The organism is Bradyrhizobium sp. HKCCYLS20291, assembly GCF_051167715.1.
Classification (GTDB): domain Bacteria; phylum Pseudomonadota; class Alphaproteobacteria; order Rhizobiales; family Xanthobacteraceae; genus Bradyrhizobium.
Genome location: NZ_JBNPTO010000004.1, coordinates 16,112 through 40,732, shown reverse-complemented (window position 1 = coordinate 40,732; position 24,621 = coordinate 16,112). Strand labels below are relative to the sequence as shown.

The 24,621-nt window shown below is 66.6% G+C and carries 17 protein-coding genes; 10 read left to right on the top strand and 7 right to left on the bottom strand.

The window, feature by feature from the left end; translation table 11 throughout:
* Positions 1 to 33: 33 nt before the first annotated feature.
* Entirely contained in the window at positions 34 to 1,035 is a 1,002-nt protein-coding gene (locus ACQR07_RS11005; protein WP_434869245.1) for a KpsF/GutQ family sugar-phosphate isomerase, read from the top strand.
* A 4-nt stretch (positions 1,036 to 1,039) separates the two neighbouring features.
* Here ACQR07_RS11005 and ACQR07_RS11000 read toward each other — a convergent pair whose 3' ends face one another.
* Positions 1,040 to 1,594, bottom strand: coding sequence for a carboxymuconolactone decarboxylase family protein (locus ACQR07_RS11000; RefSeq protein ID WP_434902328.1), 555 nt, complete (start codon positions 1,592 to 1,594; stop codon positions 1,040 to 1,042).
* A gap of 89 nt (positions 1,595 to 1,683) precedes the next feature.
* On the opposite strand from ACQR07_RS11000, the gene ACQR07_RS10995 reads away from it, so the two are divergent.
* The 3 genes from ACQR07_RS10995 (at position 1,684) to ACQR07_RS10985 (ending at position 3,737) form a co-directional block, all read left to right on the top strand.
* Positions 1,684 to 2,010 (top strand): winged helix-turn-helix transcriptional regulator, encoded by a 327-nt coding sequence (locus ACQR07_RS10995; protein WP_434902327.1) that lies wholly within the window; start codon positions 1,684 to 1,686, stop codon positions 2,008 to 2,010.
* A 93-nt stretch (positions 2,011 to 2,103) separates the two neighbouring features.
* Positions 2,104 to 2,919, top strand: coding sequence for an arylamine N-acetyltransferase family protein (locus tag ACQR07_RS10990; protein ID WP_434902326.1), 816 nt, complete (start codon positions 2,104 to 2,106; stop codon positions 2,917 to 2,919).
* Positions 2,920 to 2,921: 2 nt separating this feature from the next.
* A complete protein-coding gene (locus ACQR07_RS10985; protein ID WP_434902325.1) occupies positions 2,922 to 3,737 on the top strand; it encodes an arylamine N-acetyltransferase family protein in 816 nt (271 codons plus the stop codon).
* A gap of 724 nt (positions 3,738 to 4,461) precedes the next feature.
* On the opposite strand, the gene ACQR07_RS10980 is transcribed toward ACQR07_RS10985, so the two are convergent.
* Together ACQR07_RS10980 and gltB are read right to left on the bottom strand one after the other, a co-directional pair.
* Complete coding sequence (locus ACQR07_RS10980; RefSeq protein ID WP_434902324.1) at positions 4,462 to 5,910, bottom strand: glutamate synthase subunit beta; 1,449 nt, start codon at positions 5,908 to 5,910, stop codon at positions 4,462 to 4,464.
* A 252-nt stretch (positions 5,911 to 6,162) separates the two neighbouring features.
* The gene (gene gltB, locus ACQR07_RS10975) at positions 6,163 to 10,899 is read right to left on the bottom strand and encodes a glutamate synthase large subunit (RefSeq protein ID WP_434902323.1); all 4,737 of its coding nucleotides are present in this window, start codon (positions 10,897 to 10,899) and stop codon (positions 6,163 to 6,165) included.
* Positions 10,900 to 11,462: 563 nt separating this feature from the next.
* On the opposite strand from gltB, the gene ACQR07_RS10970 reads away from it, so the two are divergent.
* Entirely contained in the window at positions 11,463 to 12,503 is a 1,041-nt protein-coding gene (locus tag ACQR07_RS10970; RefSeq protein ID WP_434902322.1) for a hypothetical protein, read from the top strand.
* 251 nt (positions 12,504 to 12,754) lie between these two features.
* On the opposite strand, the gene ACQR07_RS10965 is transcribed toward ACQR07_RS10970, so the two are convergent.
* Positions 12,755 to 13,234: an Hsp20 family protein gene (locus tag ACQR07_RS10965; protein WP_434902321.1), complete on the bottom strand. Its 480-nt coding sequence runs from the start codon at positions 13,232 to 13,234 to the stop codon at positions 12,755 to 12,757.
* A gap of 193 nt (positions 13,235 to 13,427) precedes the next feature.
* On the opposite strand from ACQR07_RS10965, the gene ACQR07_RS10960 reads away from it, so the two are divergent.
* Entirely contained in the window at positions 13,428 to 14,375 is a 948-nt protein-coding gene (locus ACQR07_RS10960; RefSeq protein ID WP_434902320.1) for an alpha/beta fold hydrolase, read from the top strand.
* Positions 14,376 to 14,453: 78 nt separating this feature from the next.
* Here ACQR07_RS10960 and ACQR07_RS10955 read toward each other — a convergent pair whose 3' ends face one another.
* On the bottom strand, positions 14,454 to 15,656 hold the full coding sequence (locus ACQR07_RS10955) for an ABC transporter substrate-binding protein (protein ID WP_434902319.1): 1,203 nt from the start codon (positions 15,654 to 15,656) through the stop codon (positions 14,454 to 14,456).
* A 151-nt stretch (positions 15,657 to 15,807) separates the two neighbouring features.
* Here ACQR07_RS10955 and ACQR07_RS10950 point away from each other — a divergent pair, with 151 nt between their 5' ends.
* The gene (locus ACQR07_RS10950; RefSeq protein WP_434902318.1) at positions 15,808 to 16,482 is read left to right on the top strand and encodes a GntR family transcriptional regulator; all 675 of its coding nucleotides are present in this window, start codon (positions 15,808 to 15,810) and stop codon (positions 16,480 to 16,482) included.
* A 59-nt stretch (positions 16,483 to 16,541) separates the two neighbouring features.
* Here ACQR07_RS10950 and ACQR07_RS10945 read toward each other — a convergent pair whose 3' ends face one another.
* Complete coding sequence (locus ACQR07_RS10945) at positions 16,542 to 18,230, bottom strand: sensor histidine kinase (protein WP_434902317.1); 1,689 nt, start codon at positions 18,228 to 18,230, stop codon at positions 16,542 to 16,544.
* A gap of 726 nt (positions 18,231 to 18,956) precedes the next feature.
* Here ACQR07_RS10945 and ACQR07_RS10940 point away from each other — a divergent pair.
* Positions 18,957 to 19,106, top strand: a complete 150-nt coding sequence (locus tag ACQR07_RS10940) for a hypothetical protein (protein ID WP_434869258.1) — start codon at positions 18,957 to 18,959, stop codon at positions 19,104 to 19,106.
* A gap of 220 nt (positions 19,107 to 19,326) precedes the next feature.
* Here ACQR07_RS10940 and ACQR07_RS10935 read toward each other — a convergent pair whose 3' ends face one another.
* Positions 19,327 to 20,214, bottom strand: coding sequence for a LysR family transcriptional regulator (locus ACQR07_RS10935; RefSeq protein ID WP_434902316.1), 888 nt, complete (start codon positions 20,212 to 20,214; stop codon positions 19,327 to 19,329).
* Between the two features lie 115 nt (positions 20,215 to 20,329).
* Between ACQR07_RS10935 and ACQR07_RS10930 the strand changes: the two genes are divergently transcribed.
* Entirely contained in the window at positions 20,330 to 21,922 is a 1,593-nt protein-coding gene (locus ACQR07_RS10930) for an NADH-quinone oxidoreductase subunit L (protein ID WP_434902315.1), read from the top strand.
* A 13-nt stretch (positions 21,923 to 21,935) separates the two neighbouring features.
* Positions 21,936 to 24,476 (top strand): YbcC family protein, encoded by a 2,541-nt coding sequence (locus tag ACQR07_RS10925; RefSeq protein ID WP_434902314.1) that lies wholly within the window; start codon positions 21,936 to 21,938, stop codon positions 24,474 to 24,476.
* The last annotated feature ends 145 nt before the right edge of the window (positions 24,477 to 24,621 follow it).

The following is a 24,621-nucleotide window of genomic DNA, read 5'->3' as shown; positions in this document are numbered from 1 at the left end:
GCGGCGCCTGAGTGTCTCAGCCTTGGAAGCCGAATGCCGAGATCGAAGCCGTTGCAACAAGCCCTTCCCGCCAACGCGGACATTCAATCGGCGCTGCGCACGCTGGACGCCGGCAGCAACGGCATTGCCGCGATCTCCGCCGCCCTGCGCGGCCCGCTGGGCCCGGCCTTCGCCGCCGCCGTCGAACTGATCCGCCAGGCCAAGGGCCGCGCGATCCTGACCGGGCTCGGCAAGTCGGGCCACGTCGCGCGCAAGATGGCGGCGACGCTGGCCTCGACCGGGACGCCTGCCTTCTTCGTTCACTCCGCCGAGGCCGGCCACGGCGATCTCGGCATGATCACCTCGGACGACGTCGTCATCGCGCTCTCGTGGTCCGGCGAGCAGCCGGAGATGAAGACGCTGGTCAACTACACCAAGCGCTTCGCCATCCCGATGATTGCGATCACCTCGAACGCGCAGTCGTCGCTGGGGCAGGCGGCGCGCATCGTGCTGGAGCTGCCGAAGGCGCGCGAGGCCTGTCCGCACAATCTGGCGCCGACCACCTCGACCTTGATGCAGGCCGCGATCGGCGACGCGCTGGCGATCGCCTTGCTCGAAGGCCGCGGCTTCACCGCGCTGGAATTCGCCAACTTCCATCCCGGCGGCAAGCTCGGCGCCATGCTCAAGCATATCTCCGACCTGATGCGCTCCGGCGATGCGGTGCCGCTGAAGCCGCTCGGCACCGGCATGGCGGATGCGCTGACCGAGATGTCGGCCAAGGGCCTCGGCTGCGTCATCATCGTCGACGGCCGCGGCCATGTCGCGGGCATCATTACCGACGGCGATCTGCGCCGGAAGATGCGGGCCGACCTGTTGTCGGTCTCGGTCGACGAGATCATGACCGCCAACCCGCGCACCGTCCGCCGCGAGGCGCTCGCCTCCGAGGCGCTGGAGATCCTCAACTCCGCCAAGATCACGACGCTGATCGTGACCGATGGCTTAAAGCCCGTCGGCATCCTGCACATGCACGACCTGCTGCGGGCCGGGGTGGCGTGAACACCTAGGTCGCCTCGGCCGCCCGCGGGAAGCGTGTCGCGCCTGGCTCCAGCGGGAGCGCAAGCGCGTTGGCCAGGCAGGAGACCGTGCGGTAGAAGCCGCACAGCAGGATGATCTCGAGCACCTGGTCGTCGTCGTAGCAGGCGCTCACCCCGGCAAACTCGTTCTCATCCAGGCTCGCCCGCGCATGCAGCGCGTCCACCGCCGCGATCAGCGCCTGCTCCTGCTTCGACCAGCATGGCGCATCGGCCCGGCCAAGCACCGTCGCATCGATCTGCTGCGCCGTCAGCCCGGCCGCCGATGCAAAGGTTGCGACGTGGACACCCCATTCATATTCGCAAGAATTGAGGGCGCAGGTCCGGTCGATGACGATTTCGCGCTCGCGCAGCGACAGCGGGCCGCGATCGAGCAGGCTGCCGCTACGGAATTTGTCCCAGGCGCGAGCATGGCCGGCCATGACGCGGAACAGCATCAAGGGTGGCGCGCCGCGCATGATCTGATCGAACTGGGCCTGAACATCGGCCGGGTAGGGCGGCTGCAGGGCGGCGATGCGTGGCATGATGGCGTCCTTCCGGACGGTGTGCTACATATATGGTAGCGGTATGCTACACTTTCCGTAGCAATCCGCAAGGCCCGGGAGATTGCTCAATGACCCGCCCCACCAAGCCGCTTCGGGCGCGTGGCTCGCGCACGGGCCGGCCGATCATGGCGCTGCTCGATCTGCTCGGCCGGCGCTGGTCGCTGCGCATCCTGTGGGAGCTGCGCCAAAGCGAGCTCACCTCGCGCGCGCTGCGTGCGGCCTGCGACGATGCTTCTCCGACCGTGCTGCAGACCCGGCTGGACGAGCTGCGCGGTGCCGGCTTTCTGCAGCTCGGCGACGACGGCTATGGTTTGACGCCGCTCGGACGCGAACTGCTGGAGACCTTTCTCCCGCTGCACCGCTTCGCCGATCGCTGGAGCAGGCAGGTGCAATGAGCGGCAGGGCAGGGCAGGGCGTCCATGCGGGCGGTCGACTGTCTGCCATCCGTCCGGCATGGTATGGCTCCGGGAGTGACTGAGAGGGGAGCGATGCCTCAGCAATTCGATCTCGACAAATATCTCGCGCGCATCGGTTATCGCGGGCCGCGGACGCCGAGCTTCGAGACGCTGGCCGGCTTGCAGGCGGCGCATGTCGACGCTGTCGCGTTCGAAGGCATCGATCCCTTGCTCGGCCGCCCCGTGAGCATCGATCTCGCTTCGGTGCAGGCCAAGATCGTCGACGGCCGCCGCGGCGGCTATTGCTTCGAGCAGAACGCGCTGTTCAAGGCGGCGCTGGAGGCGATCGGCTTTGCGGTGACGCCGCTGTCGGCGCGGGTGCGCTGGCGGCTCGATGCCGACGCGCCGCTGACGCCGCGCACGCACATGATGCTCAAGGTCGACCTTCCGGAGGGCCTTTATCTCGCCGATGTCGGCTTCGGCTCCTGCCTGCTCGATACGCCGCTGCGTCTGCTGCCGGACGTGGAGCAGGCGACGGCGATGGGCACCTTCCGCCTCACCATCTCCGACGGGCTGCATTGGCTCGCGGCGAAGCAGCCGACCGGCTGGCGCATGATGTATGTGTTCGACCTCGCTCCGCAGATTCACGCCGACTACGTGCTCGGCAACTGGTTCACCTCCACCAGTCCGCTCACCCCGTTCACCTCGGTGCTGATCCTGGAGCGGCTGACGGCAGAGGCGCGCTACAAGCTCGTCAATCGCCGCCTGGTCATCGAGGCCCGTGATGGCGAGGTCAGGAGCGAGCAGGTCATCGAGACGCCGGAAGCGCTGGGCCGCGTGATCGACGAGGTGTTCGGCGTCTCGCCACCGGTGCCGGTCGAGCAGATCTGGGCACGCATCGAGAGCTGACCATGCAGGACGCGTTCGACCGGGAGTCATACCTCGCACGCATCGGCCATCGCGGTCCGCTGGTGCCGGACATGGCGACACTGACGGCGCTGCAGGCCGCGCATGTCGACGCCATCACCTTCGAGGCGCTCGATCCGCTGCTGGGCCGGCCGGTTCACGTCGACCTGCCGTCGGTGCAGCAGAAGCTGGTGCATAGCCGCCGCGGCGGCTACTGCTTCGAGCAGAACGTGCTGTTCAAGGCCGTGCTGGAGGCCATCGGCTTCCACGTCACCGGCCTGACGGGGCGGGTGCGCTGGCGCTCGGCGCCGGAGGATCCGCTCGGGCCGCGCCAGCACATGATGCTGCTGGTCGAGATCGACGGCCATCCGCATCTGGTCGATGTCGGCTTCGGCATCTGCATGATGGATGCGCCAGTTCGTCTGGAGATCGGGCCCGAGCAGCAGACGCCGATGGGCACGTTTCGAATCGGCATGTGGAACAGCCTCTATACGGTGAGTGCCAAGCAGCCGGCCGGCTGGCGCATGATGTATGCGTTCGATCTCACGCCGCAGATCCAGGCCGACTACGTGCTGGGCAGCTGGTACACTTCCACGAACCCGACGGTGCCGGCCACGCACACGCTGATGATGGAGCGCGTGCAGCCTGGCGAGCGCCACAAGCTGGTCGGCCGCCGCTATCAGCGGCAGGCGCGCGATGGCGAGCTGATCGTGGAGCGCATCATCGAGAGCGCAGCCGAACTCGGCCGCGTTATGGACGAGATCTTCCGCGTAACGCCGCCCGTGGCGATCGAAGACATCTGGGCACGGACGACGATCTGATCCCGGTCGGTGCATTGAGACTCGGACAAGACGCTCAATTTTTTGCAGCTCACCGCATTGTTTCTGCGAATGCCGACGGTTCCATTGTGATTATCTTAAGAGTCGCATCTTTAGGTTGAGGGAACCTGAGGGACTCTCGGTGTCTGGATGCTGAAAAAATGAGAACATTCAGCATGACTGACATCGTGATACACTTGAGGCGAGCATTTTTTTGAGGGTGGTTTGAACACGAGCAATTCTCGCGGACGACAGTCTGACCCCTCCTGAGATCAGAGCCGCGCATTCAGCGGCTCGCCGAGCTGGCCTCCCGGCCAGGACGGGTGGGGGCTTCACGGTGAAACGTCGACTCTGACGCTTCGACGCTCATCCAATCGAACATGAAACCACGGCCTGACCTGCCACTTCAGGCCGCGCGTAGACTCATGCCGAAGAAGCCCCCACCTTTTTTTCTGAAACGTAAGTCTGAAGATTCGCGCGAGCTCTGACCGCACGGGTGGTGCGCTCCCTCGCCCCGTTCTTACGGGGAGAGGGTTGGGGTGAGGGGCTGCCGCACGGGAAGTGTTCGTGGAGGGACCTGTACCCCCTCACCCGGATTGCATCTTCGATGCAATCCGACCTCTCCCCGCAAGCGGGGCGAGGTTGCACCGAGTTCGCCGTCGACGGCGGCGCTCATATCAATTCGCGATCAGCGCACCGCTGAGAGGCCGCGAGCCTCAAGTACGCCTCAGCGCGGCAGCTCGGTCTTGCCCATCAGGAACTTGTCGACGGCCTGGGCGCAGAGGCGGCCTTCGCGGATCGCCCACACCACCAGGGACTGGCCGCGGCGCATGTCGCCGGCGGAGAACACTTTTGGCAGCGAGGTCTGGTAGTCCGACAGGTTGGCCTTGACGTTGCCGCGCGGGTCGAGGTCGACACCGAGGCTCTTCAGCAGGCCCTCATGCACGGGATGGACGAAGCCCATCGCGAGCAGCACGAGGTCCGCATCGAGCACGAACTCGGTGCCGGGGATCGGCTTGAACTGGGCGTCGACGCGCACGCAGTGCATCTTCTTGACCGCGCCGTTCTCGCCTTCGAACTTTTGCGTCAGCACGGCGAATTCGCGCACCGCGCCTTCGGCCTGGCTCGACGAGGTCCGCATCTTCAGCGGCCAGTTCGGCCAGGTCAGCTCCTTGTTCTCGCGCTCCGGCGGGGCCGGCATGATCTCGAGCTGGGTCACCGACAGCGCGCCCTGGCGCAGCGAGGTGCCGATGCAGTCGCTGCCGGTGTCGCCGCCGCCGATCACGACGACATGCTTGCCGCCGGCGAGGATGTCGGTGGCGTTGACCGGCTCGTTGCCGACGCGGCGGTTCTGCTGCGGCAGGAAATCCATCGCGTAGTGGACGCCTGAGAGATCGCGGCCGGGGATCGGCAGGTCGCGCGGCGCTTCCGCGCCGCCGGTCAGCGCCACGGCGTCGTAGTCCTTCAAGAGCGTCTTGGAATCGAGGCCGTCCTTGCCGCCGACGTTCACGCCGTAGTGGAAGGTGATGCCTTCGCCTTCCATCTGCGCGATGCGGCGGTCGATGATACCCTTCTCCATCTTGAAGTCGGGAATGCCATAGCGCAGCAGGCCGCCGGCCTTGGCGTTCTTCTCGAACACATGGACGTCATGGCCGGCGCGCGCCAGTTGCTGGGCGGCAGCGAGCCCGGCCGGGCCGGCGCCGACGACGGCCACCTTCTTGCCGGTCTTGACCGCGGCGGGCTCGGGCTTGATCCAGCCCTGCTCGAACGCCTTGTCGACGATCGCGCATTCGATCGTCTTGATGGTCACCGGATTGTCGTCGATGTTCAAGGTGCACGACGCCTCGCACGGAGCGGGGCAGATGCGGCCGGTGAACTCCGGGAAGTTGTTGGTCGAGTGCAGGTTGCGCGACGCCTCTTCCCAGTTGCCGTTGTAGATCAGGTCATTCCAGTCCGGGATCTGGTTGTTGACCGGGCAGCCGGTGGTGCCCGGCGCGGCCGAGCCGGTGCCGTGGCAATAGGGGATGCCGCAATTCATGCAGCGCGCTGCCTGATCGCGCAGCTCCTTCTCGGAGAGCGGCACCACGAACTCGTTGAAGTTCTTCAGCCGTTCGGCAACCGGCGCGTACTTGCGATCGTGCCGCTCGATTTCGAGAAAACCTGTGACCTTGCCCATGACCTACGACGTCCCTGACTGCTCGGGCCTCATGGTTCGAGACGGCGCTTTCGCGCCTCCTCACCATGAGGATCTAGTTTCCTGCTTCTCCTCACCCTGAGGAGCGGCGCTTGCGCCGCGTCTCGAAGGGTGAGGCCCGTCTGCTTCATTCCGTCATTGCGAGGAGCGTCAGCACGAAGCAATCCAGACTTTCTTCCTGGCCCTGGATTGCGTCGCTGCGCTCGCAATGACGCCTTGGTTAGTGCCTGTGCCTCAAGCCCCGATCGCGATCTTCGGCTCGGCGTCGGCCTTGGCCGCGAGCTCGCGAAGGGCGCGGCGGTACTCGACCGGCATGACCTTGCGGAACTTCGGCGCAAAGTCCTTCCAGTTCGCCAGGATATCGGCGGCGCGCTTGGAGCCGGTGGCCTTGGCGTGACGCGAGATCAGGACGTGCAGGCGCTCGATGTCCGAGGCCAGCAGGTTCTTGAACACGTCGACGCGGCCATGCGCCTCGAGGTCGCCCATCTGGTGATAGGAGGCCTCCGCGATCATCTCCTCCGACAGCACCGGCTCGAGCTCGACCATCGCCATGTTGCAATGCTTGTCGAAGTCGCCGGCCTCGTCGAGCACATAGGCGACGCCGCCGGACATGCCGGCCGCGAAGTTGCGCCCGGTCTTGCCGAGCACCACCACGATGCCGCCGGTCATGTACTCGCAGCAATGATCGCCCGCGCCCTCGACGACCGCGACGGCGCCGGAGTTACGCACCGCGAAGCGTTCGCCGGCGATGCCGCGGAAGAAGCACTCGCCGGAGATGGCGCCGTACATCACGGTGTTGCCGACGATGATCGACTCCTCCGGCACGATGCCGGAGTTGCGCGGCGGCTTGACGATGATGCGGCCGCCCGACAGGCCCTTGCCGACATAGTCGTTGCCTTCGCCTTCGAGCTCGAAGGTCACGCCGTTGGCGAGCCAGGCGCCGAACGCCTGGCCGGCGGTGCCCTTCAGGCTGACATGGATCGTATCCTGCGGCAGGCCAGCATGGCCGTAGATCTTGGCCACCGCGCCGGAGAGCATCGCGCCCGCCGAACGGTCGGTGTTGTTGATCTCGGCCTCGATCTTGACCGGCGCGCCGCGGTCGAGCGCGGGCTTGGCCTGCTCGATCAGTCTGCGGTCGAGCACGGCCTCGAGGTGATGGTCCTGCTTCTCGGCGTGATGGATCTTCTGGCCGGGCTCTTCCTTCTGCTTGACGAACAGCTTGGAGAAGTCGAGGCCCTTGGCCTTCCAATGCGCCACCAGCTTGCTCTGGTCGAGCATCTGCACCTGGCCGATCATCTCGTTGAACGAGCGGTAGCCGAGGGCTGCCATGATCTCGCGGACTTCCTCGGCGACGAAGAAGAAGAAGTTGATGACGTGCTCGGGCTGGCCGGTGAAGCGCTTGCGCAGCACCGGGTCCTGGGTGGCGACGCCGACCGGGCAGGTGTTGAGATGGCACTTGCGCATCATGATGCAGCCGGCCGCGATCAAGGGCGCCGTGGCGAAGCCGAACTCGTCGGCGCCAAGGAGAGCGCCGATGACGACGTCACGTCCGGTGCGGAAGCCGCCGTCGACCTGGACCACGATGCGGCTGCGCAGCCGCTCGCGCACCAGGGTCTGGTGCGTCTCGGCAAGGCCGATCTCCCACGGCGAGCCCGCATGCTTGATCGAGGTGAGGGGAGAGGCACCGGTGCCGCCCTCGAAGCCCGCGATCGTCACATGGTCGGCGCGTGCCTTGGCGACGCCGGCGGCAACCGTGCCGACGCCCACTTCGGACACGAGCTTGACCGAGACCTGGCCGTCGGGATTGACGTTCTTCAGGTCGTAGATCAGCTGCGCGAGATCCTCGATCGAGTAGATGTCGTGATGCGGCGGCGGCGAGATCAGGCCGACGCCCGGGGTCGAGTGGCGCACCTTGGCGATGGTGGCGTCGACCTTGTGGCCGGGGAGCTGGCCGCCTTCGCCGGGCTTCGCGCCCTGCGCCATCTTGATCTGCATCATGTCGGAGTTGACGAGGTATTCCGTCGTCACGCCGAACCGGCCCGAGGCGACCTGCTTGATCGCCGAGCGCATCGAGTCGCCATTCGGAAGCGGCTTGAAGCGATCAGCCTCTTCGCCACCCTCGCCGGTGTTCGACTTGCCGCCGATCCGGTTCATCGCAATCGCGAGCGTCGTGTGCGCCTCGCGCGAGATCGAGCCGAAGCTCATCGCACCGGTCGCGAAACGCTTGACGATGTCCTTGGCCGGCTCGACCTCGTCGAGCGGCACCGGCTTGCGCTTGTCGTCCTCGGCCGACTTGATCCGGAACAGGCCGCGCAGGGTCAGCAGCCGCTCGGACTGCTCATTGAGCAGCTTGGCGAACGCCTGGTAACGCTCCCGCGAATTGCCGCGCACCGCATGCTGCAAGGTCGCGACCGACTCGGCCGTCCACGCATGGTCCTCGCCGCGGGTGCGGAAGGCGTATTCGCCGCCGACGTCGAGCGCCGACTTGTAGACCAGCGCATCGCCGAACGCATCGCGATGGCGGCGCGTGGTCTCCTCGGCGATCTCGGCGAGGCCGACGCCTTCGATGCGGGTGTGGGTGCCGGCGAAGAACTTCTGCACGAATTCGCCGCGCAGGCCGACCGCGTCGAAGATCTGCGCGCCGCAATACGACTGGTAGGTCGAGATGCCCATCTTCGACATGACCTTGAGCAGGCCCTTGCCGATCGACTTGATGTAGCGCTTGACGACCTCGTAGTCGCTCAGCGCGCCCGGCAGCTTGTCCTTGAGCGCGATGATGGTCTCGAAGGCGAGATACGGGTTGATCGCTTCGGCGCCATACCCGGCCAGGCACGCGAAGTGATGCACCTCGCGCGGCTCACCGCTCTCGACGACCAGGCCGACCGACGTGCGCAGGCCGGTGCGGATCAGATGATGATGCACGGCGGCGCAGGCGAGCAGCGACGGGATCGGGATCCGATCGCCCGACACCATGCGGTCAGACAGGATGATGATGTTGACGCCCTCGCGCACGGCAGCTTCGGCGCGACCGCAGAGATCGTCGAGCACCTGCTCGAAGCCGGCCGCGCCCAGGCTCGCATCGAACGTGGTGTCGAGCGTGCGCGAGACGAAGTGGCTGTCGGAGACCTGCGAGATCGAGCGGATCTTCTCGAGGTCCGCATCCGTCAGGATCGGCTGATGCACCTCCAGCCGCTTGGTCGAGGCGACGCCTTCAAGGTCGAACAGGTTCGGCCGCGGACCGATGATCGAGACCAGGCTCATCACCAGCTCTTCGCGGATCGGGTCGATCGGCGGGTTGGTGACCTGCGCGAAGTTCTGCTTGAAGTAGGTGAACAAGAGCTTCGGCTTGTTCGACAGCGCCGAGATCGGCGTGTCGTTGCCCATCGAGCCCGTAGCCTCCTCGCCGGTGGCGGCCATCGGGGTCATCAGGATCGCGATGTCTTCCTGGCTGTAGCCGAACGCCTGCTGGCGATCGAGCAACGGCAGGTTGGTGCGCGCGCCCTTGGTCGGCGCGTCCGGCAGCTTCTCGACCTGGATCTGCGTGCGCGTCAGCCACTCGGTGTAGGGATGGCTGGCGGCAAGCTGCGCCTTGATCTCGTCGTCCGGAATCAGGCGGCCCTGATCGAGATCGACCAGCAGCATCTTGCCGGGCTGCAGACGCCACTTGGTGACAATCTGGTCCTCCGGAATCTTCAGCACGCCCATTTCGGACGCCATCACGATGCGGTCGTCCTTGGTCACGAGATAGCGCGCCGGCCGCAGGCCGTTGCGGTCGAGCGTGGCGCCGATCTGGCGGCCGTCGGTGAAGGCGATCGCCGCCGGGCCGTCCCACGGCTCCATGAGAGCGGCGTGATATTCGTAGAACGAACGGCGCTCTTCGGTCATCAGCGGATTGCCGGCCCACGCCTCCGGGATCATCATCATGACCGCGTGCGGCAGCGAGTAGCCGCCCTGCACCAGGAATTCGAGCGCGTTGTCGAAGCAGGCGGTGTCGGACTGGCCTTCATAGGAGATCGGCCAGAGCCGGCTGATGTCCTTGCCGAACAGCTCCGACGACACCGACGCCTGCCGCGCCGCCATCCAGTTGACGTTGCCGCGCAGCGTGTTGATCTCGCCGTTATGTGCGATCATCCGGTACGGATGCGCCAGCGACCAGGTCGGGAAGGTGTTGGTCGAGAAGCGCTGATGCACCAGCGCCAGCGCGCTCTCGAAGTCCGGCTCGTGCAGGTCGGCGTAGTACTTGCCGAGCTGGTCGGCCAGGAACATGCCCTTGTAGATCACGGTCCGGCACGACATCGAGCACGGGTAGTAGCCCGACATGCCGCGGTCGCGGCGCTGATAGATCGCCTGCGAGATCGACTTGCGGAGAATGTAGAGCCTGCGCTCGAACTCGTCCTCGCTCTTGGCGGCGCCGTTGCGGCCGATGAACACCTGCATGCTGCGCGGCTCGGTCGGCTTGACCGTCTCGCCCAGCGAGGAGTTGTCGGTCGGCACGTCGCGCCAGCCGAGCAGCACCAGACCCTCGTCCTCGATCTGGTCGGCGATGATGCTCTTAATGACGTTCCGCCAGGCCTCGTCGCGCGGCATGAACAGCGCGCCGATGGCGTATTCGCCGGGGGCGGGCAGGGTGAAGCCGAGCTCCTTCGCCTTGCGCGAGAAGAAGGCGTGGGGGATCTGCACCAGGATGCCGGCGCCGTCGCCGAAGCGCGGGTCGGCGCCGACCGCGCCACGATGCTCGAGATTGCAGAGGATGTTCAGCGCGTCGGAGACGATCTGATGCGACTTCTGGCCCTTGATGTTGGCGATGAAGCCGACGCCGCAGGAGTCCTTCTCCTGGCTCGGGTCATAGAGACCCTCGGCTTCGGGGCGCCACGTATGCAGCTCGCGGGTGATCTCGGCCGGTTTTTCGTGCGAATCCACAGCCAGCACCGCGCCGCTCAACTTCCCGTGCTCGACCTTCGATCCGCTCATATCCGTCCCCATCAGTTATTGGTCAGGGCCTTCACCACAGTCCGGTACACAGTCCGGCGCACCCCGGGCGCTGCGCGGGCCCCTCTCCGGAGCCAACGCTCGTCCTTCTCAGCGAGCCGCATTTGCAGAATTCAGGCCAGCCGCCGGGGGACCAAGTCCCCTCTGGACGATCACGGCCTGTTCATGTCGCAGCGCCCAGGTCTTGAGGTCATTGGGCGCCGTAACATCATTGCAAAGTCTCGGTCACCTTTGCAACGAAATTTTAGACAGCATTTCTGTCCTAAACCGTAAGATGCCAAACTTTAACCTATCACACAAGCGCATCGGAGTCCCCGGTTCAGGCGCCGCGATGGCCCCATTCTCCCGGCAAATCTTCCGTTTCTTCCGCTGACCGAACGATGCGGCCGGACGGGCCGATCACGTGCTGCGCGCGATTTTGAAACTCAACGCCCCGATCCCGCCCACTCTCCGACGCAGGGCCGCCGGAATCACGGCAGAACTTCCGCCCCACTAAGGAATGAAGCGACAGCTTCACGTGCGGGGGCATGCAGGAGCTTTGAGCCATGAAGTTGCTAGTTGGAGCCGTCTCAGCCGCCTTGATCGCGACATTTGCCGCCGCGCAGGCCGAGCCGCTGCCACCGTCGGGTTTGCGCGTTCCGTATCGGGCGGTCTCCGATTTTGATGCGCCTTATTCCGAGGCGCCGCCGCCAGCCGTGATCCCGGCGCCGCCGCCGCGTTACGGCTACGGACCGGGCCCTGACTACGGCTATCGCGGCGAGCGCTATGCGCCGCCGCCGGCGCCGGTCTACCGCCCGGACACCTATCGGGACACTTATCGGGACGGCTACCAGCAGGACTATGGCTATGCGCCGGCCTACCTGCCGGTGCATGAGGTCTACGCCATCCTCCGCGACAACGGCTTCTCGCCGCTGGGGGCGCCGCGCCAGCGTGGCAACGTCTATGTCGTGGCGGTGCTCGATCGCGACGGCGAGGACGGCAAGCTCGTGGTCGATGCCCGCTCGGGCCGCATCCTCCGCTTCGTGCGCGCCTCCCAATGGGGCGAAGACTACGAGCGCATGCGCTTCGAGCCGCGCGGCGGTCTCGACCGGCTGCCGCCGCCAACGGTGATCCGCGCCGATCCGCGCGTCGTGCCGCCGGCACCGCTCGCGCCGCGGATGGCCAATGCGATGCCGGCCCAGTCGCCAAAGGTTCCGACGCCAGCAGCCCGGCCGGTGGCCCCGGCACCGCAGACGGCCGCGCTCAATCCGAAGCCGGCCGAGGCGGCCAAGGCGGTCGCGCCCAAGGCTGCGGATATCAAGCCCGCAGAGGTCAAGCCTGTCGACGTGAAGCCCGTCGAGACGAAGCCGGTCGAGGCCAAGGCGGAGCCGCCAAAGGCGGATGAGGCGAAGCCGACGGAGGCAAAAGCCTCGGAGGCCAAGCCGGCTGAGGCCAAGGCGCCGGAAGCGAAGCCGGCAGACGTCAAGCCCGTGCAGTCGGCCGCGGCCGCGCCGCAGACGACCGGCTCCGTCACCCCGCCGGCCGCGAAGCCGGCGCCGCAGATCCTGCCAACGGCAAAGATGCCGCCGGCCCAGGGGCTGGATTGACGATTGCGAGCAGTTGCTGCCGCGCTGCTGCCGCCCCCCACAGCTGTCGTCGCCCGGCTGGACCGGGCGATCCAGTACTCTCCGGCATCTCTCGGTTCATCACGACCGCCGCGGCGTACTGGATGCCCGCCTTCGCGGGCATGACAGCGTGCTTGGAGCGGCTGCAATCGCATCAGAGCAGGCCGATCAATCGCACAAAAAAACGCCCCGGCTGCCCGGGGCGTTTGCAATCCTGGAGGGAGGTGTGCCGGTTACGCGGCGGCCTTCTCGGCGGTGCCTTCGATCACCGGCTGCTCGGAGCCCTGCGCATTGGTCGAGATCGGAATCGACCGCGGCTTCTTGGCCTCAGGGATCTCGCGGACGAGGTCGACGTGGAGCAGGCCGTTCTCGAGGCTGGCGTTCTTCACCACCACGTGGTCGGCGAGCTGGAAGGAGCGCTCGAAGGCGCGGGCGGCGATGCCGCGATACAGCACCTCGCTCTTCTTGCCGTTTTCGTTGGCGGCTTTCTCGCCCTTGATCGTCAGCGTGTTTTCCTTCGCGACGAGGGAGAGCTCATCCTTGCCAAAGCCGGAGACGGCGACGGTGATGCGGTAGGCGTTCTCACCGGTGCGCTCGATATTGTAGGGCGGATAGCCGGGGCTGGGCTCGGCGGTCGCCTGGTCGAGCAGCGAAAACAGACGGTCGAAACCGACGGTGGAACGGTAGAACGGGGTGAGGTCGTAGGTACGCATGGTCAAAGTCCTCCATTGAGCGACTATTGGCAAACCCGCCCGCCATCGGGCCGGGCTGTCGTGCAGCCTGATGCGGCCTGCACGATTTCGATATGGGGCAGACGTTTCGACGTTCAAGAGGGGCCAAAACCGGCTCTTTTTGCCGTTCCGCCTCTTGATTCCCGCTGCCTTTCACCTATTCGATGGGCGCCTCATGACGCTCGTCTCGATTCCCGCCAATCCCGTCCCCGAAAACGCCACGGCCGGCACCATCAAGACTCCCGATGGCGCCGAGCTGCGCTTTGCGCGCTGGGCGCCGCCCTCTGGCCGCAAGGGCACCGTCTGCGTGTTCACCGGCCGCAGCGAGATGATCGAGAAGTATTTCGAGACCGTGCGCGACCTGCGCGACCGCGGCTTTGCGGTCGCCATCATCGACTGGCGCGGCCAGGGCCATTCGTCGCGGCGGCTGCGCGATTCCCGCAAGGGCTACGTGCGCTCGTTCTCCGACTACGAGCTCGACGTCGAGACCTTCGTGACGCAGGTGGTGCTGCCGGATTGTCCGCCGCCCTACTTCGCGCTGGCGCATTCGATGGGCGGCACCGTGCTGCTGCGGCTCGCGCATGGCGGGAAGCGCTGGTTCGATCGCGTGGTGCTGTCGGCGCCGATGATCGACCTGCCGGGCAAGCGCACCTCGCTGCCGGCGCGGCTGTTGCTGCGCGCCATGCGGGCTGCGGGGCAGGGCGGTCGCACCGTGCCCGGCGGCACTGACGAGATCAGCGGGCTGGCGCCGTTCGTCAACAATCCGCTGACCTCGGATCCCGTCCGCTATGCCCGCAACGTCGCGATCCTCGAGGAGGACCCGACGCTCGGCATCGCCTCGCCCACCGTCGCCTGGGCCGATGCGGCGTTCTCGGCGATGATGACCTTCCGCGGCGCCAGCTATCCCTTGCAGATCCGCCAGCCGATCCTGATGCTGGCCGCCTCCAGCGACACCGTGGTGTCGACGGCCGCGATCGAGGAATTCGCCTATCATCTGCGTGCCGGCTCGCATCTCGTCATCGCCGGCGCCAAGCACGAGATCCTGCAGGAGCAGGATCGCTATCGCTCACAGTTCTGGGCCGCCTTCGACGCCTTCGTGCCGGGAACGCCGCTGTTCGGGTGAGGCGGCTTCGCCGAGCCTCGCGAGGTTCAGCCGCCGTCGTGCACGCCGCGGCGTACGAAGTTCGAGAACCCGTCGGCCCTACTTGGTCGAGAGCACCTCGCCGAAGCGTTCCCACTGCTTGCCGGTGAAGCGCATGAATTGCACCTGCTCGACCGGAAGATGGTCGCCCTCCGACGTGTTGACTTTGATGCCCGGCAACAGCATCGGCAGCTCCAGGTCCTTGATCGCCAGCGCCTGCTTGAGGATGTTCTCGCGCGACAGGTCGTTGCCTGCGGCTTTCAGCACGTGCTCCAGCACCATGCCGTTGTTGTAGCCGTTGACGTAGTTGGAATCGCGGATGTCGCCGTCCGGCGCATATTTCGCCATGTAGTCGCGCCAGCCCTTGACGCCGGGATCGTCCGCCCAGGCCGGATCGAGCGGATCCTTGACGTAAGCGGTCGAGATGATGCCGGTGCCGGCCTCGAGTCCGGCCGGCTCCATCACCGACGACATCCACACCGAGACATTGGTGAGGAACGTCATCGGACGCCAGTTGATCTCAAAGGTCTTGCGGATCGCCTGCGCCGCGAATTTCGGCGTCGCCGCGATGACCAGCGCATCGGCTCCGGTCGATTTCAGCTTCACGAGCTGCGAGTCGATGGTCGGTTCGGTGGGCTCGTAGGTCGCGACGCTGACAGCGCTGTCGAAGCGCTCGCCGAGCACATCCTTCAGCCCGGCCAGATAGTCGCGGCCGAAATCGTCATTCTGCGCCAGCACGGCAAAGGTCGCATCCGGCTTCTTCTGCAGCGCGTAGCGCGCATACATCCGCGCCTCGTTGCGGAATGGCGCCATGACGCCCATCAGCGCCAGCGGAAACTGGGCGGGGTCGCCGAACTTCGAGGCGCCGGAGGCGACGAACAGCTGCGGCACCTGCTTGCCCTGCAGATATTTGGCAATCGCGGTGTTGTGCGCGGTGCCCATGGTCGAGAAGATGAAGGAGACCTCGTCGCTCTCGACCAGGCGCCGCGTCTGCTCGACCGTCTTCGGCGGCACGTAGCTGTCGTCGAGCGAAATCAGGCTGACCTTGCGGCCGTTGATGCCGCCGCGGTCGTTGACCATCTTGAAATAGGCGACCTCGCCCTTGCCGAGGATGCCGAAGGCCGACACCGGGCCGCTGTACGGCATGGTCTGCCCGATCCGGATCTCGCCGGCGGTGATGCCGGGCTGATCCGCGGCGCGCGCCGATGATCCGAGGACCGACGAGACGACGAGCAGCCCGGCGGCGGCGATGACGCTGCGCATGAGAACCTCCCTGATGGCCGAATGTCCTGTCGGCAAGTTGATCGGGAGCATAGGGAGCGCCTGACGGCCCGGCAACAAAAATATATTTTTCTCAAAAAATGTACTTTATGCTTCTGCTAAGATGCGTAAACCCGCCCCGAGACGTGAGTCGATGTCCGCAAGCGCCACCCACACCGTCTACGAACAGCTGCGTGCCAGCCTGCTCGCCGGCCTCTACCAGCCCGAGGAACGGCTGAAGATCAGCGAGCTCGGGTCGGCCTTTTCGGTCAGCACGGGGGCGATCCGGGAAGCGCTGGCGCGGCTGACGGCGGAAGGGCTGGTCATCGCGATGCCCCAGCGCGGTTTTCGCGTCGCGCCGGTCTCGGTCGATGATTTGCGCGATCTCACCGACATGCGCATCGAGATCGAGACCAAGTGCCTGCGCCGCGCCATCGCCAATGGCGACCTGGCGTGGGAGACGTCCGTGGTTGCCGCCCACCACCGGATGGCCGCGACGCCGATTGCCGCCGCCGACGGCAGCTTCTCCCCGCCCTGGAGCGTCGCGCACGACAATTTTCATGCGGCGCTGGCCCAGGCCTGCGGCAGCGCCTGGATGATGCGGGTGCGCGCGCTGCTGTTTGCGCACAACGAGCGCTATCTCGATCTCGCGCGCAAGGCTGACGGCGGCCACCGCGATGTCGCGCGCGAGCACCGCGAGTTGCTGGAGGCGGCGTTGGCGCGCGACGCCGACAGCGCGGCCGCCCTGATGACGGCGCACCTCTGCAGGACCCGGGATACGATCGAAGCCGCGCTGCTCGCCACTGCGGCGATGAGCGGGCCACGATGAATCTCGGCTGCGCTCCTGCCCGCGCACGAGCGCATGCGAGCGTCAACCGTTTCACGCGCTCAACCCGTCAGCCTCACCTCGGTCCGGTCCTCGTCCGCCACCCCGAACCGCATCGTGCAGCGCAGGCCGGCCGGGTCGAAATCGAGTTCGACCGACCAGCCGGTCTCGGAGCCGAACATGCCCATGATCATCCTGGTGCCGAAACCGCGCCGGGTCGGTTTGCGGACCGCTGGTCCGTCGCGCTCGATCCAGGAGAGGCGGACGATGCCGCTGTCCTGCCCGGTCCAGGAGATGTCCAGCTTTCCGGACGGCGTCGAGAACGCTCCGTATTTGGCGGCATTGGTGCTGAGCTCCTGGATCGCCGCCGACAACGCCAGCGTCGGCTTTGGCGGCAGCAGCAGGCTCGGGCCGCTGATGGTCAGGCGGTCGGGGCCCGCATAGGGAGCGAGCGTGCGCGCGACGATCGCCCGGACGTCGGCGCCGACCCAGTTGTTCTCGGTCAGGAGATTGTAGGCCTCGGACAGCGCGAGGATGCGCCCTTCGAAAGCGGCGACGTAGTGATCGACGTCGCTGGCGCTCGCGCGCGACAGCCGCGCGATCGACTGCACGGTGCCCAGCGTGTTCTTGACGCGGTGATTGATCTCGTCGAGCAGATCGCGCTGCTGGCGCAGGGCGCTCGCCAGCTCGCCGCCGACCTTGAAGAGCACCCGCTTCATGCGATTGACCTCGGCGATCCGTCCCATGCTCGGCGCCGTGGCGCCGGCCTGCAGCCCCGAAACGTAGCGCTCCAGGTCGGCGAATTCGGCGACGAAGCGGTGCGTGAGCAGCCGCGCCAGCACCATGCTGAGCGCAAAGGTGAGGACGGTCAGCGCGACGATCCATTCGACGGTCCGGTGCAATGGTCCGTCGATGACGTCGCGGGGGACCGCGAGGTTGACGGTCCAGCCGCTCTGGTCGGAGCGCAGGAGCGACGTGTAGGTGGCGACGCCGGACCGCGAGACGGCCTTGATCCACCAGCCTGAGGCTTGTCCGATGCGGGCTCGCACGGCCGGAATGGTCGGCTGGCCGATCAGATCGTCGTCGCCGAGCAATGGGCGCCGGGCCAGCAGCAGTCCCTGCTGGTCGATGATGCTGCCGACCAGTCCTGGCGAGACGTAGTCGTCGAGCAGCGTCGACAGATAGCGGGGCGACAGTCCGACGTTGAGGGCGTAGCGGACTTGGCCGTCGATCCGCACTGGCACCGCGATCGTGACAATGGGCTGGCCGTCGACCACTGCCTTCTGTAGGCCGGAGACCTGCGGACGCCCGGTGTCGATCGCCCGCCGCTCGGCGTCGAAGGCGACGCGCTTCGGCAGCGGCGTGCCGGGTTCAAGCCTTGTGTTGACGAGCTGCTGTCCGTCGGGCGCGTACAATGCGATCGCCACGCCGCCGATCAGCTTGACGGCGTCGATCGCGTGCGACCTGAATTCGTCGAAGCGTCCGCTTGCGAGCAGCGGCGACAGTGCCAGGACCTGCAGATCCTCGATGATGTTGGCGACCCGAAGCTCGGTCGCGTTCCGCATCAGCCGCAGCCGGTCCTCATATTCGACCTTGCGATTCTGCGAGGACTCCGCGACGAAGTGATAGGCGAGGAACGCTGCGGAGGCCGCAATCGGTATGGAGGCGGCGATCGCCAGAACGAGGAGATAGGCCGAGATCGGCCAGGTGCCGGACCTGGCAGCCCTCCGCAATGCTCCACGAAAAACCACGTCTCCTCCCGCTGCGTCGTTCACCGCCTCCGCCGCGCGTCGTCGGAACTGCCCTGCAACGAAATCTTCTGCCTGCCACGGTACGCGAACTCTGATGCGGAACTTTTGTTCCAGCGGGTCTGACGCGCTTCAGCCGCTCATCAGAAATCGCGCTGTCGTGCCCGTCCGTCAACAACAACCGTCGCGGGCCATCCCGGCATTGGTCCGGTCGGCATGAGCGTGCGACGCCCGGTTGGCGCGCTGCGCTCGTCGATGTTGCGAGGATCTTCGCATCATCGGTGCGTTCTCTTCCGAGAAAGTTCATGTGAGCTACTAATGAGTTCGAATGCAGTCTGTTAGTCGGGTCACAGTCACCGAGGCATCGATGCTGCTATGGAGGCAACAGCAGTCTGGTCGCCGATGTTACACAGCCTCTTGTCCGCGACCGTATCGTGTCGCCGGGTGCATGTTGATCGCGCTAGGCGTGAAATTGGCTATGCGCAGTCGCAATAATTGCGCTCCGTCAGACGGGTGCGTGGAGCGGGGTTCAACTTTTTGGTGAGTAAGCGCGGTCCCTTTCTCGAAGTAATACAGCACCGTCGTCAGCGTTAAACGAACTTCATGCCGAGGCGGCGGGATGCACAAGGATGCGTTCACCACGCGGCCATCTGTTCATGTCTGGAAACCAGCCAGTAACGCGCCGTCTCCTCTAGTGCTGCCGCTAAGAACATTCACGAGGAAACATTCATGGTCATGATAATCGCACGTAAGCTTGTTGGACCTCACGCACTCAATTCCGGTTTTGGCCTGGTGACGATGTTCACTTTGACGGGCGTCGTCGCTTCTCTCGTGCTGGCTCAGCACGGTGTGAATCTCAGTCCGCCGGCGATGTTCTGATCACTCTGTCCCGACGACATGCCTCGCTCCCGATTCGAACGATGGATTGGGGGCAGGCCATTTGTGAGCTCTCGCCGATCGGTGCCGCGAACGACATTTCCCTGACGCAAGCGGCAGCACCATCCCGGCGCACGATCGGCCGGCGTACCGTATCGTCGACCGATGCGCGCGAGCTCCGCTCCGTCCAGCCGTGCTTTCGTCTTCCTGCGCCTGATCCCGTCTAGGCGGTCTTCCTGCCCCGCGATCCGATCAGTTCGGCCACCAGCGGGTTGGGATAGCGGCGCTGCTGGCTGACGGCGAAGAACTGCTCCTTCAGTGCGCTGAGGCGGGCGCGCTCGACCAGCACACCCGACCTGAGCTCGTCGATCACGACGATCGACGGCACCAGAGTGAGGCCGCCGCTCTCGCGCGCCATCAGGCGCAGCATCGCCATGTCGTCGACTTCAGCGGCGATCACCGGGCGTATGCCGCTGGCGCCGACCAGCGCGTCGAAGGCCGAGCGCAGCGCGCTGCCGCGGCCGGGCAGGATGATCGGCGTCGTCGCCAGGTCCTGCGGAAAGCGGAAGCGGGAGGGCTTGGCCGGCTTGCGGCCGACCAGGCTGACGCGCTGCTCGTCGATCAGCGCATTGTCGAAATTGCTGCGCGTGTCCGGCGCCGCCGGGTGGTTGGCGAGCACGAGGTCGAGCTTGTGCGCATCGAGCTGCTCGAGCAGATCGCCGAACAGGCCGGTGCGGATGATCAGCTCGACGTCGCCGCGGCCGATCAGCGGCTTCAAAAACGCGATCTGGAAGTTGCGCGACAGGTTCGCCGCCGCGCCGACCCGGAGCAGCTGCCGTCCCGGGCGCAGGCCGGACAGCGTCTCGATCAGCTCGTGGCCGGACTTGAACACGCTGCCGGCATAGTCGAGCGCGATGCGTCCGGCCTCGGTGAGTTGCAGCGTGCGGCCGACGCGATCGAACAGCTTCTGCCCGAGCTGATCCTCCAGCGCCTTGACCTGCACCGAGAGCGAGGAGGGCGAGACGTTGAGCCGCTGCGCCGCCCGGCTCATGCTGCCTTCGCTGGCGATGATCCAGAAATAGCGCAGATGATGGTAGTTCAGGTGCGGCATGGCATCGTTCTATATTTTATAACGACCACGTTCAATGATTGAAATTTTAGGAAGGCTCCCGAACCGGTAAGCCAGACGAGCCATCGTCTCATCCGATCGAACCGTCCGGGCCGTCATGACCTCGCTGCTTCCCTGCCTCGCCGCGCTTGCGCCGCTCACGCTCTGCGCCGTTGCGCTCACCTGCACCCGCCGAGATGCCGCCGCCAAAGCCGTTGCCCGGCGCGCCATCGTCGCCGCCGCGTCCGCGTTCGGCATCGCCGTGACCGCGAGCCTCGCCGCCGCCGTGCTCGGCGCCGGGCGGACGCCGCTGCTCGGCGCTCATGGGCTTGGGCTCTCCCTCCAGCTAGACGCCCTCGGCGCGATCATGATCGTGCTGGTCGGCTTCATCGGGCTGGTCGTCGTCCGCTACAGCCGCAACTATCTCGACGGCGATCCCGGACAGGTCCGGTTCACGCGCTGGCTGCTGCTGACCGTGGCCGCGGTGCTGACGGTGCTGATCTCGGGCAATCTGGTGCTGCTGCTCGCCGCCTGGGTCGCGACCAGCCTGGCGCTCGGCAGGCTGTTGCTGTTCTACGACGTCAGGCCGGCCGCGATCCGCGCCTCGCGCAAGAAGTTCGTCGCCAGCCGGCTCGGCGATGCCTGCCTCGCGCTCGCTTCGCTGCTGCTCTACATCCGCTTCGGCACGCTGGAGATCGGTAGTCTGGCCGACCAAGCCCGCAGCGGCGCGGCCGGCTCAGGGCTCGCCACGATGGCGGCCGTGCTGATCGTCGCGACCGCGATGCTCAAATCCGCGCAGCTGCCGCTGCATGGCTGGCTGATCGAGGTGATGGAGACGCCGACGCCGGTGTCGGCGCTGCTGCATGCCGGCATCATCAATGCCGGCGGCTTCCTGGTGCTGCGGCTCAGCGACGTGCTGCTGCTGGCGACGCCCGCGCTCGACGTGCTCGCGCTGGTCGGCGGCGCCACCGCGCTGTTCGGCTCGCTGGTCATGCTGACCCAGAGCTCGGTGAAGGTGCAGCTGGCGTATTCGACCGTCGCGCAGATGGGCTTCATGCTGCTGCAATGCGGGCTCGGCGCGTTCTCGGCGGCGCTGCTGCACATCGTGGCGCACTCGCTCTACAAGGCGCATGCCTTCCTGTCGTCCGGCAGCATCATCGATCTCGCCCGCGCGTCGTGGACGCCGAGCCCCGGCGGCCAGCCGCATCCCGCCCGGCTCGTTCTGGCGCTCGCCGCCGTGATCGGCCTGGCGCTGCTGACCGGGCTCGCCTTCGGCATGACCCTGCGCAGCAATCCGGCGCAGATCGCGCTGGGCTCGGTGCTGTTGATGGGACTGGTGCACCTGATGGCCAACGCCATCGACGAGCGGCCGAACGCCTTCGTCGTCGCTCGCGCCGCGGCGACCGCGGCCGGCGTCGCGCTGATCTACTTCGCGCTGCAGGCGGCGACGGCGTGGCTGGTCCGCGGTAGCATCCCCGCGGCGCGTCCGGTCGACGGCATGGTGCCGATGCTGATTGCGGTGGCCGTCGTGATCTCGTTTGCCGCCGTCACACTGTTCCAGAACCAGATGATGCGCCGCGCCGACGCGCCGTTCTGGATCGCGGCCTATGTCCACCTCCGCAACGGCCTCTATCTCAACACGCTCGCCAACCGCCTCGTGCTGACGCTGTGGCCGCGCCGGTCTGCCGTGCGTCTCCCGTCCAACCCGTGATCCGAGATCTGCCATGACCCGAGCCGCCCTCGCCCTGTCTACGATCGAGCCGATCGATGCTCCCGCCGATGCCGGGCTGATGGCCCGGATCGATGCGGCCTGCCGGCGCATCGCGCCGCTGTGGCCGCTGAAGCACTTCGTCGCGGTCAACCCGTTCCTCGGCTTCACCGGCCAGAGTTTTGCCGCGACTGCCGCCACCTTCGACCGCGTGGTACGGACGCGCATGCTGATGCCGCGGGCGTTCTATCGCGGGGCGATCGAGGATGGCCGGATCGACGACGCCGCGCTGGCGCAGGCGCTCGGCGTTCATCCATCGATGGGACTCGATGTCGATCAGTTGAAGCTCAAGGCACACGCGGAGCCCGGGCCATCGTCGCCGCCCGCGGTCGTGGCGACGGTCGCGGAGGTGCTGGACCGGCTGGCCAAGGGCGATCGCGACGTGTCGCTGGTCACTTTCATGATCGACGAGATCTCGGCGTTCTGCGCCAGCTATTTCGACGAGGGCCAGGCGAGCTGGCCGAACCCGGCGCGCAAGCTCAGGCCATACGCCGCCTGGCGCAAGCTCGCCGCCCATGATCGCAATCCCGAGGTCATGGGGCTCACAGGCTTCCGCAAGGCGATCGCCGAGCTGCCGGCCGATCCGGTGCAGGCGATCGGCCTCATTATCGATCGGCTCGGCATTCCCGAACGCGCGGTCGAGGACTATCTGGTGCGGGCGCTGTTCGACATCGGCGGCTGGTCCGCCTATGCGCGCTACATCGGCTGGGGCGCCGAGCTCGACGGCGGACGGGACGACACGCTGCTCGAGCTGCTCGCCATCCGGCTCGCCTGGGGTTTTGCGCTGTTTCAGGCGCGCACCGACGAGGCGTTCACGGCGGCCTGGGCGCAGGCGATGGCGGAGGCCGCAAGGCTGCCGGCCGATCACCGGCTCGACGAGACGCCCGAGCTCGCCATCGATCTCATCCTGCATGAGGCCTATGAGATCGCCTTCCGGCGCAAGCTGATTGCGCAGCTCGCGCAGCACGGTTGGCGAACCGCCGTCGCGCCGACGCCAGCGCGCCCGCCGGTGCAGGCGGCCTTCTGCATCGACGTGCGTTCGGAGATCTTCCGGCGGGCGCTGGAGACAGCCTATCCGGACGCCGAGACCATCGGCTTCGCCGGCTTCTTCGGCTTCCCGATCGAGTACGTCCCGATTGGCCACACCAAGGGCGGCGCGCAGTGCCCCGTTCTGCTCAAGCCGGCCTTCATTGTCTGCGAAGCGGTCAGGGATGCCGACGGCGTCGAGGAGGCCGAGGTGCTCGGCCTGCGGCTGTTGCGGCGGCGGGCCGCGAAGGCCTGGAAGTCGTTCAAGGTCTCGGCCGTCTCGTCGTTCTCCTTCGTCGAGACCGCGGGCCTCGGCTTCGCCGCGAAGATCGCGACCGACAGCGCCGGCGTGACGCGGCCGGTGCCGTCGCCGGTCGTCGACGGCCTCGATCCGGAGATCGCCGCGCGTGTGCAGCCGCGGCTGACGCCGGGCGAGCTCGGCGGCCGCGTCACCGGCTTCGACGACGCCCAGCGCGTCGCGATGGCCGAGGCGGTGCTGAAGGCGATGTCGCTGACCGGGCCTTTTGCGCGGCTCGTCGTGCTCGCCGGTCACGGCAGCACCACGGTCAACAATCCGCATGCGTCGGGGCTCGATTGCGGCGCCTGCGGCGGCCACACCGGCGAGGCCAACGCGCGGGTCGCTGCGGCCGTGCTGAATGATTGGCGCGTGCGCGAGGGACTGCGCGCCAAGGGCATCGACATCCCGGCCGATTGCTGGTTCATCGGCGCGCTGCACGATACGACGACCGATGCGGTGACGCTGTTCGACGAGAGCGACGTCCCTGCCGGCCTCGCGCCGGATCTCGCGCGGCTGAAGGTGAAGCTCGCCGACGCCGCGCGGCTGGCGCGGCTCGAGCGCAGCGTGCTGCTTGGCATCCGCGACACACCCGATGTCGACGATGCCGTGATCGCGCGCAGCCGCGACTGGTCGCAGGTGCGGCCGGAATGGGGACTCGCCGGCAACGCCGCCTTCATCGCCGCGCCGCGGTCCTTCACCCGTGGCCTCGACCTCGGTGGCCGCGCCTTCCTCCATTCCTACGAGGCCGCGCGCGACGACGGTTTCCGCACGCTCGAACTGATCATGACGGCGCCGATGGTGGTCGCGAGCTGGATCAATCTGCAATACTTCGGCTCGTCGGTGAACAACGCCGCGTTCGGCAGCGGCAACAAGGTGCTGCACAATGTGGTCGGCCAGCTCGGTGTGCTCGAAGGCAATGCCGGCGATCTCAGGACCGGATTGCCCTGGCAATCCGTGCATGACGGCACCAGCTTCATCCACGAGCCGATCCGCCTCAACGTTGTGATCGCCGCGCCGGAGAGCGCGATGGACACGATCATGCAGCGCCATCAGGGTGTGCGCGACCTCGTCAGCAATGGCTGGGTCATGCTGTATTCCTTGGATGAACGGGGGACGGTCCGGCGCTGCCTCCGGCCCGGTGTTTGGACGGACGCGGGGGCTGACGGCTGGTAGTTCGAAGCTGGACTATGACACCGGTCGATTCATCTCCGCGACGGCGCCATCGTTGTTTGTGGTATTCGACTAAGCGAATGAGCGCTGTCGAGAGTCCGGTTAACCAAAAAGTCATCGCGTGGTCGCTGCGCATCCAACGCAGCAT

What these genes read in the sequence shown, in the direction of transcription:
- ACQR07_RS10940 (WP_434869258.1), top strand. Translation starts at nt 18,957, where the DNA reads ATGGTCATGATAATCGCACGTAAGCTTGTTGGACCTCACGCACTCAAT.
- ACQR07_RS10925 (WP_434902314.1), top strand. Translation starts at nt 21,936, where the DNA reads ATGACCCGAGCCGCCCTCGCCCTGTCTACGATCGAGCCGATCGATGCT.
- ACQR07_RS11005 (WP_434869245.1), top strand. Translation starts at nt 34, where the DNA reads ATGCCGAGATCGAAGCCGTTGCAACAAGCCCTTCCCGCCAACGCGGAC.
- ACQR07_RS10965 (WP_434902321.1), bottom strand. Translation starts at nt 13,234, where the DNA reads ATGCGTACCTACGACCTCACCCCGTTCTACCGTTCCACCGTCGGTTTC.
- ACQR07_RS10990 (WP_434902326.1), top strand. Translation starts at nt 2,104, where the DNA reads ATGCCTCAGCAATTCGATCTCGACAAATATCTCGCGCGCATCGGTTAT.
- ACQR07_RS10955 (WP_434902319.1), bottom strand. Translation starts at nt 15,656, where the DNA reads ATGCGCAGCGTCATCGCCGCCGCCGGGCTGCTCGTCGTCTCGTCGGTC.
- ACQR07_RS10930 (WP_434902315.1), top strand. Translation starts at nt 20,330, where the DNA reads ATGACCTCGCTGCTTCCCTGCCTCGCCGCGCTTGCGCCGCTCACGCTC.
- ACQR07_RS11000 (WP_434902328.1), bottom strand. Translation starts at nt 1,594, where the DNA reads ATGCCACGCATCGCCGCCCTGCAGCCGCCCTACCCGGCCGATGTTCAG.
- ACQR07_RS10970 (WP_434902322.1), top strand. Translation starts at nt 11,463, where the DNA reads ATGAAGTTGCTAGTTGGAGCCGTCTCAGCCGCCTTGATCGCGACATTT.
- ACQR07_RS10985 (WP_434902325.1), top strand. Translation starts at nt 2,922, where the DNA reads ATGCAGGACGCGTTCGACCGGGAGTCATACCTCGCACGCATCGGCCAT.
- ACQR07_RS10980 (WP_434902324.1), bottom strand. Translation starts at nt 5,910, where the DNA reads ATGGGCAAGGTCACAGGTTTTCTCGAAATCGAGCGGCACGATCGCAAG.
- ACQR07_RS10950 (WP_434902318.1), top strand. Translation starts at nt 15,808, where the DNA reads ATGTCCGCAAGCGCCACCCACACCGTCTACGAACAGCTGCGTGCCAGC.
- ACQR07_RS10935 (WP_434902316.1), bottom strand. Translation starts at nt 20,214, where the DNA reads ATGCCGCACCTGAACTACCATCATCTGCGCTATTTCTGGATCATCGCC.
- gltB (WP_434902323.1), bottom strand. Translation starts at nt 10,899, where the DNA reads ATGAGCGGATCGAAGGTCGAGCACGGGAAGTTGAGCGGCGCGGTGCTG.
- ACQR07_RS10995 (WP_434902327.1), top strand. Translation starts at nt 1,684, where the DNA reads ATGACCCGCCCCACCAAGCCGCTTCGGGCGCGTGGCTCGCGCACGGGC.
- ACQR07_RS10960 (WP_434902320.1), top strand. Translation starts at nt 13,428, where the DNA reads ATGACGCTCGTCTCGATTCCCGCCAATCCCGTCCCCGAAAACGCCACG.